The sequence below is a fragment of the Paraburkholderia fungorum genome (assembly GCF_900099835.1).
In the GTDB taxonomy this organism is placed as follows: Bacteria; Pseudomonadota; Gammaproteobacteria; order Burkholderiales; family Burkholderiaceae; genus Paraburkholderia; species Paraburkholderia fungorum_A.
In genome coordinates, this window is sequence record NZ_FNKP01000002.1 from 2,854,198 (window position 1) to 2,867,701 (window position 13,504).

The 13,504-nt window shown below is 62.5% G+C and carries 13 protein-coding genes; 7 read left to right on the forward strand and 6 right to left on the reverse strand.

Translation table 11 applies throughout. From position 1 onward, the window contains the following. The first annotated feature begins 46 nt into the window (after positions 1-46). Positions 47-409, forward strand: coding sequence for a hypothetical protein (locus BLS41_RS28725; protein ID WP_074770862.1), 363 nt, complete (start codon positions 47-49; stop codon positions 407-409). Here BLS41_RS28725 and BLS41_RS28730 read toward each other — a convergent pair. After that, complete coding sequence (locus BLS41_RS28730) at positions 406-1,131, reverse strand: Crp/Fnr family transcriptional regulator (protein WP_074770863.1); 726 nt, start codon at positions 1,129-1,131, stop codon at positions 406-408. The genes BLS41_RS28725 and BLS41_RS28730 overlap by 4 nt on opposite strands. 91 nt (positions 1,132-1,222) lie before the next feature. On the opposite strand from BLS41_RS28730, the gene BLS41_RS28735 reads away from it, so the two are divergent. Next, the gene (locus tag BLS41_RS28735) at positions 1,223-1,762 is read left to right on the forward strand and encodes an Mpo1 family 2-hydroxy fatty acid dioxygenase (protein WP_074770864.1); all 540 of its coding nucleotides are present in this window, start codon (positions 1,223-1,225) and stop codon (positions 1,760-1,762) included. A 31-nt stretch (positions 1,763-1,793) separates the two neighbouring features. Here the strand turns inward: BLS41_RS28735 and rarD are convergent, their stop codons facing one another. Next, on the reverse strand, positions 1,794-2,690 hold the full coding sequence (gene rarD, locus BLS41_RS28740; protein ID WP_074770865.1) for an EamA family transporter RarD: 897 nt from the start codon (positions 2,688-2,690) through the stop codon (positions 1,794-1,796). Between the two features lie 604 nt (positions 2,691-3,294). Here rarD and egtD point away from each other — a divergent pair. Beyond that, positions 3,295-4,275: an L-histidine N(alpha)-methyltransferase gene (gene egtD / locus BLS41_RS28745; RefSeq protein ID WP_074770866.1), complete on the forward strand. Its 981-nt coding sequence runs from the start codon at positions 3,295-3,297 to the stop codon at positions 4,273-4,275. 108 nt (positions 4,276-4,383) lie between these two features. Here the strand turns inward: egtD and BLS41_RS28750 are convergent, their stop codons facing one another. Then, a complete protein-coding gene (locus BLS41_RS28750) occupies positions 4,384-4,677 on the reverse strand; it encodes an acylphosphatase (RefSeq protein WP_074770867.1) in 294 nt (97 codons plus the stop codon). A gap of 176 nt (positions 4,678-4,853) precedes the next feature. Between BLS41_RS28750 and hpnA the strand changes: the two genes are divergently transcribed. Both hpnA and BLS41_RS28760 read left to right on the forward strand, forming a co-directional pair. Next, complete coding sequence (gene hpnA, locus BLS41_RS28755; protein WP_074770868.1) at positions 4,854-5,873, forward strand: hopanoid-associated sugar epimerase; 1,020 nt, start codon at positions 4,854-4,856, stop codon at positions 5,871-5,873. 126 nt (positions 5,874-5,999) lie between these two features. Then, a complete protein-coding gene (locus BLS41_RS28760) occupies positions 6,000-6,563 on the forward strand; it encodes a hypothetical protein (protein ID WP_074770869.1) in 564 nt (187 codons plus the stop codon). Positions 6,564-6,629: 66 nt separating this feature from the next. Here BLS41_RS28760 and BLS41_RS28765 read toward each other — a convergent pair whose 3' ends face one another. Together BLS41_RS28765 and hpnC are read right to left on the reverse strand one after the other, a co-directional pair. Continuing rightward, positions 6,630-7,802: a glycosyltransferase gene (locus BLS41_RS28765; protein WP_074770870.1), complete on the reverse strand. Its 1,173-nt coding sequence runs from the start codon at positions 7,800-7,802 to the stop codon at positions 6,630-6,632. Beyond that, positions 7,802-8,668 carry a squalene synthase HpnC gene (hpnC, locus tag BLS41_RS28770; protein ID WP_074770871.1) on the reverse strand — a complete coding sequence of 289 codons (867 nt, stop codon included), beginning with the start codon at positions 8,666-8,668 and terminating at the stop codon, positions 7,802-7,804. The genes BLS41_RS28765 and hpnC overlap by 1 nt, the downstream gene beginning before the upstream one ends. A 332-nt stretch (positions 8,669-9,000) precedes the next feature. On the opposite strand from hpnC, the gene ispH reads away from it, so the two are divergent. Beyond that, positions 9,001-9,945 (forward strand): 4-hydroxy-3-methylbut-2-enyl diphosphate reductase, encoded by a 945-nt coding sequence (ispH, locus tag BLS41_RS28775; protein WP_074770872.1) that lies wholly within the window; start codon positions 9,001-9,003, stop codon positions 9,943-9,945. A 127-nt stretch (positions 9,946-10,072) separates the two neighbouring features. On the opposite strand, the gene BLS41_RS28780 is transcribed toward ispH, so the two are convergent. Continuing rightward, positions 10,073-10,678, reverse strand: coding sequence for an MlaC/ttg2D family ABC transporter substrate-binding protein (locus BLS41_RS28780; RefSeq protein ID WP_074770873.1), 606 nt, complete (start codon positions 10,676-10,678; stop codon positions 10,073-10,075). Between the two features lie 210 nt (positions 10,679-10,888). Between BLS41_RS28780 and BLS41_RS28785 the strand changes: the two genes are divergently transcribed. Then, on the forward strand, positions 10,889-13,504 hold the full coding sequence (locus BLS41_RS28785) for a hopanoid transporter HpnN (protein ID WP_074770874.1): 2,616 nt from the start codon (positions 10,889-10,891) through the stop codon (positions 13,502-13,504).

A 13,504-nucleotide genomic window follows, 5' to 3' on the forward strand; every position in this document is an offset into this window, starting at 1 on the left:
CTCTCATTGTCCTGATTAACCATGGCGTCGACGAACGCCTCATAACATGGCTCTCACGCAATCAATCGATAACCTTGCCGAAGCAGTGCACACGCAATCTCAAGCGCCCGGCAATTCACGGGTTCAACGCACCAACGTCATTCCCTTTCCGTCGACCCGCGCGCTGCTGCAAGTCACGTTGCCTCATCCATCGAACGATCCTGCTGGCGCGTCGTCGTTACGCGCATTGCTTCATTCGCCGCTCGGCGTCTATGTCGCCGGCACGTACCACGTTCGCGAAGAAGTTCGCGTGCAACTCGACATCGCGATTGAAGACCTGGACTTCACTCTGCACACGCTAATCTCAACACTGCCTGTCGCATTGATCGGCCCGCTGCAACGACATGGCGTAGTCGAAAAAGCGCATTAATCGCGTGATGTCGGCAAGCCGGGTTCCAGATCCGCCAATTCGCCGAGCTTGTGCGGGTCCGTAATTTCGATTTCGGCATAGCCGAGTTTCAACGCGCCCTGCGTTTCGAATTGCTTGAGTACCTGATTGATCGTCTGCCGCGACAATGCCAGCATCATCGCCAGATCTTCCTGCGGGACCTTGAGCACGCGACGCAATGCGCCGGGTTCGCCGTAACCGCCCGCCATCAATAACAATCGACGCGCCACTCGTTGTGCAGCAGGTAATAGCGCGGCTTCCTCGATCGCATCGAAAGCGAGACGCAGTTTTTGCGTCAACAGCAAACCGAATACATGCCAGTACGCAGGCGTGCGTTCGAGCAGCGCGGCGAGCGCCGCGCGCGGCACGTGAAACAGTTCGGAATCGCGTTCGGCATACGCATTGTGGGTTCGCGGCCGATTGTCGAACAACGCAATCTCGCCGAACCAGTTGACCGGTTCGATGACAGCGAGCAACGCTTCCTTCCCCGCCGAACTGGCAGCACCGATTCGCATCAGCCCGTCGAGCACGCAATAGAGGCCGTCGTCGGAATCGCCGCGCGTGAAAAGACGCTGGCCCGCGGCGAAGTGTTCGACACGCCCCATTTCAATCAACTCGGCCCGCAGCGCGGCAGGCGCCGAGCGAAACCAAGCGCTGCGCTCAAGCAGCCCGGCAAGCTCATTCGATGAAAAACTCGCAGTCATAGGACGGCATCCGTGCACGATTGTCGGCTACCCGATGGTTTGAAATTCCGCTGCCCGCGATTATGCTGACTTTGACCGAGGAGCGGCATCCATGAGAACGCTGACGCAGCAATTGACGCAATACGCGGCCTACCATCGCGACCGCCGCAACATCGCCACGCATTTCGTCGGCATTCCGATGATCGTGCTTGCGTTGGCGGTTCTGTTGAGCCGCCCTGCCTTCGCGGCCGGCTCGCTGCCATTCACGTTGTCCCCGGCGTGGGTGCTGTTCGTGGCGGCAACCGTCTACTACCTGGTGCTCGACGTGCCGCTCGGGCTGATGATGGTGTGCGTGTCGGCACTGTGTGTCGCGTTCGGCCAGTGGACTGCGGCGCAATCCACGGTGGTGTGGCTCGTGACGGGCGTCGGCCTTTTTGTGGTCGGCTGGGCGTTCCAGTTCATCGGGCACGTCGCTTACGAACATCGCAAGCCCGCTTTTGTCGACGATGTAATCGGCCTGTTGATCGGACCGCTGTTCGTGCTTGCGGAAGCGTTGTTCGGTTTCGGCTGGCGTCCCGCGCTGCGCGAAGCGATCGAGGCGGATGTGGGCCCGACGCGCATCAATCAGGATCACGCAACGGCGCAGCGCTGATTGGCGTCGCGCGGTGCAGTGAGTCAGCCAATCAGTTCGGCGCAAGCCGAACGAGCCGCACGCTATGCAGCGCCGTCAACGCGACCGCGATCCAGATCGGAATGTAAGTCACCAACTGCGACGCGCTCAGCGCTTCACCGAGCAACGTGATCGACACCAGCACGAGCAACGCTGGCTCGACATAACCGAGAATGCCGAACAGTGCGACCGGCAATAAGCGGCTCGCCTTCAGATACGAAGCGAGCGCGAGCGTGCTCAACGCACCAAGACCCGGCAGCAGCAGACACCACATGTCGACACGCCCGGCGATCTTCGTCAGCGAGCCGCCGCTGATCGCGAAGAAGATCGCCGGCGGTAACAGCAGCGCCATTTCCACGGTGAACATCGCGAGCGAATCCTGATTGATCTTGCGACGAAGCACGAAATACGGCGGATAACCGAGCGCCACCAGCAAGGTCGGCCACGAAAATGCGCCGGTCGCCCACAATTCATGGGCGACGCCAAGCGCCGCGCAGAACACCGCGAGCCACTGCAATCCGTCGAGCCGCTCGCGATAGTAAAAGCGGCCGACCAGCACCATCGTCAGCGGGAGCAGAAAGTAGCCGAGCGACACCTCGAGCATCCGGCCATGCAGCGGCGCCCACAGGAATACCCACAATTGAAGCCCGAGCAACACCGCGCTCGCGATCATTGCCATGCCGAGCATCGGCTCGGTCACCATGCGGTAAAGAAGTTGCCGGAGAATAGGCAGGCGCTTGCGCAATGCGACGAGTAACAGCGCGCCAGGCACGGTCCAGATCACGCGCCACGCGAAAATATCGAGGCCGCTCAGCGGCGCGAGCAAGGTGGCGTAAGCGGACAGCAACGCAAACATCGCCGACGCGCTCACAGACAACGCGATTCCGCGCTTTGGGTCATACTGGTTCATTGCGCAATCCTGGTCGCGATGGCGTCGACAGGCGGCGATCTGAAGGGAAACGCGAACACGAGTGTGCCGGTGTTTTTTCGCAGCGCAGCATGGGCTGGCGACGCATTCGTTGTTGTCATTGGCCGTGAAGTCTCACTGATGTCCCACTGAAGTACGCTGTCGTCCCACCAAGGTCTCGCGCTGAAGTAAGCATGCCGTCGGGAACAAGCGACGCAAGCCGGCATTCTAGACGGGTTATCCGTCAAAGGCTGATGAGCGCAGCGATCGCCAGGCCGTAATTATTTCGTGCGCATCGCGCGTCGATGCACTAGAACGTAACTTCATGTGCGGAGACAAAACCCCGTATTTTCAGCGGCAAATCTCGCGCAATTCATTTGGAAGCTTCGACGAAGCCGCTCAAGCGCGAATCTTGCTACTCAATCTCGCAACGCTGGTTGCCGCATTGGCGGTAACAGCAGAGAAAGCATCAACTAGCCGGGCCGGCACCGGGCAGTCCAACCGACTCGCCGCCCTTCTTCCCACGACATGCGTCAAATAGTTCAGGCCACGCATGTCGCCGCCCGGTCGGCAATCCCGCTCATCGAATGTGACTACTGGAGCCAGCATGACCCAGCCAGCCCTCTCGCTCGACGTCTCACCCGATTTCCACTCCGCCTTCGCCGCCGACGTGCGTGCGGGCCTCAGTCACACGCCGCAAAAAGAACTGCCGTCGAAATATCTGTACGACGAAGTCGGTTCGGCGCTGTTCGAAGTGATCACCGTATTGCCGGAATACGGCGTGACGCGGGCCGAAGAACGGCTGCTCGCGAAGCACGCGGTGGACATCGTCGAGCATCTTCCGCACGACGTGGTGGTGGCGGAACTCGGCAGCGGCAGCGGCCGTAAAACGCGGCGCATTCTGGAAGCGCTGTGTAAAAAGCGCCCCACTTCTTACTGCCCGATTGAAATTTCGCGCAGTGCGCTGCAGCTATGCAGACGCGAGCTCGGCGATATCGAACGGATTTCGATTGTCGGGTACGAACGCGATTACCTCGCCGGTCTCGCCGAAGTCAGCAAGAAGCGCGCGCCGGACGAACGGTTGCTGGTGCTGTTCCTCGGCAGCACGATCGGCAATTTCGGCCGGCTCGCGGCGACGCGTTTTCTGCGCGATATCCGCAACATGCTCGCGCCCGGCGACGCCCTGCTGCTCGGCACCGATCTGATCAAGCCGACGCCGGTGCTGGTTGCCGCGTACGACGACTCGGTCGGCGTCACCGCATCGTTCAATCTGAATCTGCTGGCGCGGATCAATCGCGAACTGGACGGCGATTTTCCGCTCGATGCGTTCGAGCATGTCGCGCGCTTCAACCCGGACGCGCGCAGTATCGAGATGCATCTGCGTGCGAAACGCGACATCACCGCGCACGTGCGCGCGGCGCAACTGACGGTGTCGCTGAAGGAAGGCGAAACGATCTGGACCGAAAGCAGCCACAAATATCGCGCCGAAGAAATGGGCGCGATTGCCGACGATGCGGGCTTCGTGTGCAGCCATCAGTGGATCGAAAAAGAGTGGGGATTCGCGGAGAGTCTGCTGCTGGCGAAGTAGGCGCTACGGCGTCACTTTCGCTCGCAGACGCGGGTAAAAAGATAAAAAGGCGGCGCGCCATCGCGATGATGGCGCGCCGCCTTTTTCATTAACGGGGATTCGCGTCGTTCAGTGCTGCTCGAAACGCTCGTAACGCTTTTCGGTCGCGCGTTCCTCGCCGGCCACTTCGGTCACGCGCGCCGCCGGCGGCCCGTGACGCAGCCACGACAGCATCCGGTCGACCTGATTGGCCGAGCCTTGCAACATTGCTTCGACCGAACCGTCGTCGAGATTCGCCACCCATCCCTTAATGCCAAGCGCGTGCGCCTGCCGCACGGTGGCGTGGCGAAAGCCGACGCCCTGCACGTGGCCGCGCACTCGCACGTAATACGTTTCGATCCGCTGATCCAGATCCGGGGCCATGCCGTCCTCTCCTCACAGTCTTTCAAGCGGGCATTCTAGTCAAGTCGCGGCGAGCCTGCTCGGCCGCGCGCGAGTCCGCTGCGGGTTCGACACGCGTCGCCAGTAGCGTTCACGCGACATAGGACAAGCCCGCCACGTACAATCCGTCGACTGTCACGCAGGAAAATGGATACAGAATGACCGAACAGAATCGCGATCTCGTACTCGTCACCGGGGCTTCCGGCTTCGTGGGCTCGTCGGTGGCGCGCATCGCGCAGCAGAAGGGTTTCAACGTACGCGTGCTGGTGCGCGCCACCAGTCCGCGGCAGAACGTCGAGTCGCTGAACGCGGAAATCGTCGTCGGCGACATGCGCGACGAGGCGTCGATGCGCAAGGCTCTGCGCGGCGTGCGCTACCTGCTGCACGTCGCCGCCGACTACCGGCTGTGGGCGCCGGACCCGGGCGAGATCGAGCGCTCGAACCTGGAAGGCACCGAGGCGACCATGCGCGCGGCGCTGAAGGAAGGCGTGGAGCGCATCGTCTACACGAGCAGCGTCGCGACGCTCAAGGTGACGAGTTCCGGGCAGTCCGCCGACGAAACTTCGCCGCTCAAGGCCGATCAGGCGATCGGCGTGTACAAGCGCAGCAAGGTGCTGGCCGAGCGCGCGGTCGAGCGGATGATCGCCGAAGATGGACTGCCGGCGGTGATCGTCAATCCGTCCACGCCGATCGGTCCGCGCGACGTGAAGCCGACGCCGACCGGGCGGATCATCGTCGAGGCAGCGACCGGCAAGATCCCCGCGTTCGTCGATACGGGCCTGAACCTCGTGCACGTAGACGACGTCGCGGCCGGCCATTTTCTCGCGCTCGAACGCGGCAAGATCGGCGAGCGCTACATTCTCGGCGGCGAAAATCTGCCGCTTCAGCAAATGCTCGCGGATATCGCCGCGCTGACCGGCCGCAAGGCGCCAACGCTCAGCCTGCCGCGCTGGCCGCTGTATCCACTGGCGATGGGCGCGGAAGCCGTCGCGAAGATCACGAAACGCGAACCGTTCGTTACCGTCGACGGTCTGAAAATGTCGAAGAACAAGATGTATTTCACGTCTGCGAAGGCGGAGCGTGAACTGGGTTATCGCGCGCGGCCTTATCGCGAGGGTTTGAGCGACGCGCTCGACTGGTTCAGGCAGGCGGGTTATCTCAAGGCGTCACGCGCATGAACACAGAACGTCGCCGGACACAACCTCTGGCGCGACCGTAAGCATTTTGTTACAAGTCCCGTGGTCGCGAGGGGTCAAAGCCTACGCGCAGCAGGTAAAATCGTGGGTCTTATCAGAGAAACTCGCATGAATCTTCACGAACAGCTCGGCGCGCTGGAAGTGAGCCTCGACCAGCTCATTCACGCTGTCGTGGCCCAGCAGGCCGAAAACATCTCCGAGACTTCAGCAGAACCCGCCATCGCGCAGCAGCAGGTGGCGGCGCAAGCGTCTGCGGCCGAATCGTCGGCAGAAGCGGTTGCGGTTGATCGCGACGTGGCATCGGCAGCGGCGGAACAGAAGTCTGATGAAAAACCGGCCGCGCAATTCCAGCCCACGCTCGAAATCGATCGTCCGGGGCAGAACGAGATCACGATGACGATCGGCGACCAGACGGTCGCGCTGCGTCCGGAACAGATCGGCAAGCTGATCGAGGAATTGTCGAACGCGCGCGCATCGATGACGCCAGAGCCGCCGCCCGGCATTCCGCCCGGCTGGCGTTTCGTATCGACGAAAAACCCGGTCATGGCCGTGCAGAAACAGTCGAACGGCGACCGTCTGCTAATCATGCGTCACACCGGTCACGGCTGGGTGCCGTTCACGTTCTCACCCGACATCGTGATCCAGATGTACATGATGCTCACCAACGCGTGATGCAAAAAACGGCGCCGAGGCGCCGTTTTTTATTGCATCGCTGCCATCAGTTGCGGCCGCGCAAGTTCAGCGCTCCTGCACTGGCGCCTGAACCCGCGCCTTCCACTGACCGCCTTTACCGCGCCAGTAACGCACCGCCGACGCAAACGTCGCGCCGACATAAAACAGCGCGATCAGCGGCAGAAACGGTGCCCACAGCGGCGAACGGCGGTAGTAGCTGAGCATCGGCGCATACGCGCAGCACATGGCCGCCCAGGCCAGCCATGCGGGCCAGCCCAGCGGACCCAACACCAGCGCGGCCATCGGCGGCATCAGGTAAATGATCGTCATGCCGGCCAGCGTGCCGGCCAGCAGCAACGGCGAGTAGTGCAGTTGCGTGAAGGCCGTGCGCGCGATCATGTTCCAGATCTCACGCCAGCTATCGTACGGACGCAGCGACACGCTGCGCGCCGCCACATCCAGCCGGATCGGATGACGTCCGGTGCCGCGATGCTTGATCCGCGCGGCGAGACTGCAATCGTCGATCAACTCGGCGCGGATCGACTCGATACCGCCCGCTTCTTCCAGCGCGCTACGGCGCACCAGCATGCAACCGCCCGCAGCCGCAGCCGTGCGATTGCGCGGATTGTTGACCCACGCGAACGGATACAGCTTCGCGAAGAAGAACACGAACGCCGGAATCAGCGCTTTTTCCCAGAACGAATCGCAGCGCAGACGAACCATCAGCGACACGAGATCGCGCTTTTCCGCGTCCGCACGCGCGACGAGTTGCACCAGCGCGTCGGCGGGATGGCCGATGTCGGCGTCGGTCAGCAAAAGATAGTCGGCGGGCAAGCCGTGCGTGCGCACGGCCTCGATACCCTGCGACTGCGCCCACACCTTGCCGGACCAGCCCGGCGGCAACGGCTTGGCGCTCAGCACCGTCAGACGGTCGGGACATTGCAGTTGCAACGCGGCTGCGCGGGCGGCGTCGGCGGTGCCGTCGGTGCTGTGATCGTCCACCACGATCACGTGGAAATCGCCGCGATAGTCCTGCTGGAGCAGCGTAGTGACCGCCTCGGCGATCACGTCGACTTCATTGCGCGCCGGCACCACGGCGACCACCACCGGCCACGTGACGCGCGGCGCGACCGTCAGCGGCGCGGCGGGACGCGAGCGCCAGAAACCGCCACGCGCGAACAGCAGCACGCCCCAGATCAACAGGGAAACACACGAAAGAACAAACAGAACCGCCGCCATTAAGCATTACCCTCGATTGAACGCGCCTCGACGCCGACGCGGCGCGAAAGCCACATCACCAGCGTGCGCGCCGCGACCACGCACCAGTCAAATGTGCTGAGCACCGGATGCTCGCGAAACACGTTGTAGTCCGCTCGCTCGATCCGTTCGAGAAAGCGCAAGCCGCCATGCACCGCGCCGCATAGCTCGATACCCAGCCGCCCCGGAATACGCAACGCGAGCGGCGCGCCGCGCACCAGCGTCTCGCGGACAAACGCCACCTCGTATTCCATCAGCGCGCGCCACTTTTCGTCGGACACGCCTTCGGCGATATACGCTTCGGTCACGCCGAAACGCTGCAGGTCTGCTTGCGGCAAGTACACGCGACCCTTTTTCCAGTCGGCCGCGACCTCCAGCCAGAAGCTGATCAACTGCGACGCCGTGCAGATCGCATCGGCGTCGGCGAGATTTTCGGGCGTGGCCGCGCCCACCAGGTGCAGCATCAGATGCCCGATCGGATTCGCCGAATGACGGCAGTAATCGAGCAGCGCCGCGCGGTCGGCGTAACGGCTGGTGTCGATATCCTGCGCACACGCGCGCAGCAAATCGTAAAACGGCGCGAGCGGCAACTTGTATTGCGCGACCACCCCGGCCAGTTTGCCGAACAGCAGCGGATGCACCGGCGCCGCGCGCCGTTCGGCCACCGCGTCCAGGCCTGCCTGGAAATCGGCGAGGCGGGCATGACGCTGAGCCGCGCTCCAGTCGCCTTCATCGGCGATGTCGGCCGCCGTGCGAACCACCTGATAGATAACGCCGATAGGCGCGCGCAGCGCCTTGGGCAGCAACACGCTCGCGACCGGAAAATTTTCGTACTGATCGACGTCCATCCAGCGAGCCTCGAAACCTTTCTGTAATGCAGGCGCGAATATGCGCCGCGGACTGCGTAGTTTAAGGGTTCCGTTAAACCGGTGCAGCGTGCAATCATTACTGCATGCGCCATCGGCAATAAGTGCAGACATTGGCCCCCATTGCGGCAAACGTCCAACACCGGCCACGCGCCCAAAAAGCAAAGCTCGCCTGATAGCGTTAGAATGCGCGTTTTGGTTTTGCTGTACCGGCCCCGCCGGGCCTCAAGACGTCAACTAATCAGATGGTCGCGGCGATAAAGTCAGTTTTACCGACTTCTTCGAAACCCGCGTCAGTCGGAGTTCGCCAACTTATGCGAGTCATCCTTGCTCAACCCCGCGGCTTTTGTGCGGGTGTTGTTCGTGCAATCGAAATCGTCGATCGCGCGTTACAGCAACACGGCGCCCCCGTGTATGTCCGTCACGAGATTGTTCACAATCGCCACGTGGTGGATAACCTGCGCCAGAAAGGCGCGCGCTTCGTCGAAGAACTCGATGAAGTGCCCCAAGGTGCGGTAGCCATTTTCAGCGCGCACGGTGTCGCGCAAACAGTCGAACGCGACGCGGAAGCGCGCGGTCTCGACGTGCTCGATGCAACCTGTCCGCTCGTCACCAAAGTGCATGTGCAGGGGCGTCAATACGTCGGCGCAGGCCGCACGCTGATCCTGATCGGCCACGCCGGTCACCCCGAAGTGGAAGGCACGATCGGCCAGATTCCGGGCAAGGTGCTGCTGGTGCAAAGCGAAGCCGAAGTCGCGCATCTCGACCTGCCGCTCGACACGCCGCTTGCGTATGTCACGCAGACCACGCTGTCGGTGGACGACACGCGCGGCATCATCGACGCATTGCTGCGCCGGTTCACCAATATCGTCGGTCCCGATACGCGCGACATCTGCTACGCGACGCAAAATCGTCAGGCGGCGGTGCGCGAACTGAGCAAGCAGGTCGAAGTGCTGCTGGTGGTGGGCGCAACGAATAGCTCGAATTCGAACCGGCTGCGCGAGATCGGCAGCGAAAGCGGCGTGGCGAGCTACCTCGTCGCCGATGGTTCGGAAGTGAAGCCGGAATGGTTTGCAAATGTGCAGACGGTCGGCGTCACAGCGGGCGCGTCGGCACCCGAAGAGATGGTGAAGAACGTGATCGCGGCGCTGAGCGCGCTGGGTCCCGTCGACGTCTCGACCATGGACGGCCGTGAAGAGAAGGTGGAGTTCAAATTGCCGTCGAAGCTGCTGCAGCCGCTTGCGGCACGCGAAGTTTAAGAAGGGGTCTCGCGCGTCTGAAGTATGGGCGCGTGAAAAAAAGCGTGGTGGGCTGGAAGCCCACCACGCTTTTTTCTTTGGCCGTAGCTGCGGAAGCCGCGAGACCGCTTTCGTCTCGCTCCTGGCTTTAACCCGCGCCGCGCGCGTTGTGCGCGGTCAGGAACTTGATCAACCCGTCGATCCCGCCCTTCGACATCTGATCGGCGAATTGCGTCTGATACACCTGGATCAGCCACGCGCCCATCATGTTGATGTCGTAAATTTTCCAGCCCGACGGACCTTTGGTAAGACGGTAGTCGATCGCATCGTCGCCGCCGTTGCTGATCACATGCGATTGCACGACGATGTCGCTGGCGCCGGCCGGTACGTTCACCGGCAGGAACTTGAACTTCACGTCCTGATCGCGCAATTGCGACAGCGAAGCAGCATAGGTTCGAACGAGGAGCAGCGTAAACTGCTCATAAAGCTGTTTTTGCTGCTCAGGCGTAGCGGTCGACCATGCCTTGCCGACCGCGATGCGCGTGGTGCGCTGAAAGTCGGTGGCGGGAACGAAGCGCGTCTGGACCAGTTGGGTGATCTTGGCCATGTCGCCGCCGCGCGCCTGAGGATCGGCCTTCATTGCAGCAACGGTGCCTTCGACGGCACTTTTTACAACCGCGTCGGGCGCGGTTTGCGCGTAAGCCGCTGTGGACACCACGGCAGCAGCCAGAAAAGCAGACAGATAACGTTTCATACGTTCGCCAGGATCGAAAGAAGTAAGCGCCAGTGAGCCAATAAAGCCCATTGCGAAAGCTGGATAGACCAGTATACCGAGAATGCGTTCCCGCCCTGGTTCGTCCCGGCAGGCGCTGCACTTGCTACCGAAGTCGGGTTGCAGCGCTCCGGCTCTGTATACTTGTGCACTTTCGTCTAAAACACTCGTGATAAGGCCACGTCCGCCTACATGCTGAAGTCATCTATTGTCCGTCTCGTCGCCTATTCGGTGCGCCACCCGCTGCGGGTCGTCGGCGCCTCGATCGTGCTCGCCATCCTGAGCTGCATCTATGTGGCGCATAACTTCAAGATCAACACGGACATCAGCCGTCTCATCGAAACCGACAAGCACTGGACGGGCCTCGAAAACGCGATGAGCCAGGCTTTCCCGGATCGCGGCGACACCGTGCTGGTAGTGGTCGAAGCGCGCGCCCCGGAATTCGCCGACGCCGCCGCCAACGCGCTGACCGCCGCGCTCAAGGCCGATCCCAAAGAATTCGTCGCGGTCTCGCAGCCCGCCGGCGGCCCGTTTTTCGAACACAACGGCCTGCTGTTTCCGTCCAACGACGAGGTGATGTCCACCACCTCGCAACTGGTCCAGTCGCGTCCGCTGGTCAATGCGCTCGCGCATGATCCGAGCCTGACGGGCCTGGCCGGCACGCTGACCACCAGCCTGCTGCTGCCGCTTCAGCTCGGTCAGGTGAAGCTCGCCGACATGAGCCATCTGCTGTCGCAAAGCGCGAACACGCTCGACCGCGTGCTGGCCAACCAGCCGGCGGCGTTCTCCTGGCGAGCGCTTGTCGACAAGACCACGGCCACCGACCCGGCGCGCGCGTTCGTCACCGTTCAGCCGGTCGTCAACTACGATGCGCTGGAGCCGGGCGCAACCGCGTCCAAAGCGATTCGCGATATCGCCGCCTCGCTGCACCTCGACGCGCGCTACGGCGCCACGATTCGTCTGACCGGCGAACAGCCGCTCGCGGACGAAGAGTTCGCGTCGGTGAAAGACGGCGCGGTGCTCAACGGCATCGGCACCTTCATTGTCGTGCTGGTCATTCTGTGGCTCGCGCTGCGCTCGGGACGCATGATCGCCGCCGTGTTCATCACGCTGTTCGTCGGGCTGGTCATTACCGCTGCGCTCGGCCTGATGATGGTCGGCGCGCTGAACATGATTTCGGTCGCGTTCATGGTGTTGTTCATCGGGCTCGGGGTCGATTTCGGCGTGCAGTTCGGCGTCAAATATCGCGAGGAACGCAATCGCGACGACCGCCTGTCCGCCGCGCTGATGCACACCGCGCACAGCATCGGCGTGCCGCTGACGCTCGCGGCGGTCGCGGTCGCGCTCAGCTTCTTCTCGTTCCTGCCGACCGCTTATCGCGGCGTATCGGAGTTGGGGCAGATCGCGGGCGTCGGCATGTTCGTCGCGTACTTCACGAACATGACCTTGCTGCCGGCGCTGCTGAAAATCTTCAATCCGCCGGGCGAAGCCGCTTCGCCGGGCTTCAAGCAACTCGCTCCCCTCGACGACTTCCTCGATCATCACCGCAAGCCGGTGCTGATCGGCACGCTGATCGTCGTGATCGGCGCGACGCCGATCCTCACGCATCTGCGCTTCGACTTCAATCCGCTGCATCTGAAGGACCCGCATACGGAGTCGATGGCGACGCTGCTGTCGCTGAAGGATTCGCCGGAAGCCGCGGTCAACAACGTGCATGTGCTAGCACCTTCGCTAACTGACGCCGACGCGATTGCCACGCGCCTGCGCGCGCTGCCGGAAGTCGGGCGCGTCACGACACTCAACACGTTCATTCCGGCTGATCAGCAGCAGAAGATGATGTTGATCGCGAGCGCCGCGCAGCAGTTGTTGCCCGCGCTGCAGCAACAACCGTCGCCGCAAGCCACCGACGCCGTGCGCGTCGACGCGCTCAAGCGCGCGTCGAACCAGCTGTCGCTGGCTGCTGACGATCACCCGGGCCCGGGCGCAGCCGAAGCAAAGCATCTATCGGCCACGCTGCAAAAGCTCGCCACCGCCGACGCCGCCACGCGCGACCGCGCAGAAGTCGCGATGTCCGACACGCTGCGCATCGCGCTGAAGCAACTGGAAAACCTGCTGCAACCCACCGAGATCACCCGCGACAACTTGCCAAAGGAAATCTCGTCGACGTGGTTGTCGAAAGACGGCCGCGCCCTCGTGGATATCGCGCCGAAGGTGAAACCCGGCACCGATCCGAACGACGACGCGATGCTCGCGCGCTTCGTCCACGCGGTACAGAAGGCGGAGCCGAACGCGATCGGCGGCCCGATTTCGATCCTGCATTCGGCCGACCTGATCATCAAGGCATTCCTGCAAGCCGCCGCTTACGCGCTGATCTCCATCGCGATCCTGCTGTGGATCGCGCTGCGGCGAGTCGGCGACGTGCTGCGTACGCTGGTGCCGTTGCTGGTGTCGGCGCTCGTCACGCTGGAACTGTGCGCGGCGTTCGGCATGCCGCTGAATTTCGCCAATATCATTGCGCTGCCGCTGATGCTCGGCGTCGGCGTAGCCTTCAAGATCTACTTCGTGATGGCGTGGCGCCACGGCCAGACTGGCCTGTTGCAGTCGAGTCTGACGCACGCCGTGCTGTTCAGCGCGGCAACCACGGCGACGGCATTCGGCAGCCTCTGGCTGTCGCATCATCCGGGCACGTCGAGCATGGGCCGACTGCTGGCGCTGTCGCTGTTCTGCACGCTGATCGGCGCGGTGGTGTTCCAACCGGTGTTGATGGGCAAGCCGCGCCAACGTCGCGCGAAGAATAAAGGAATATAA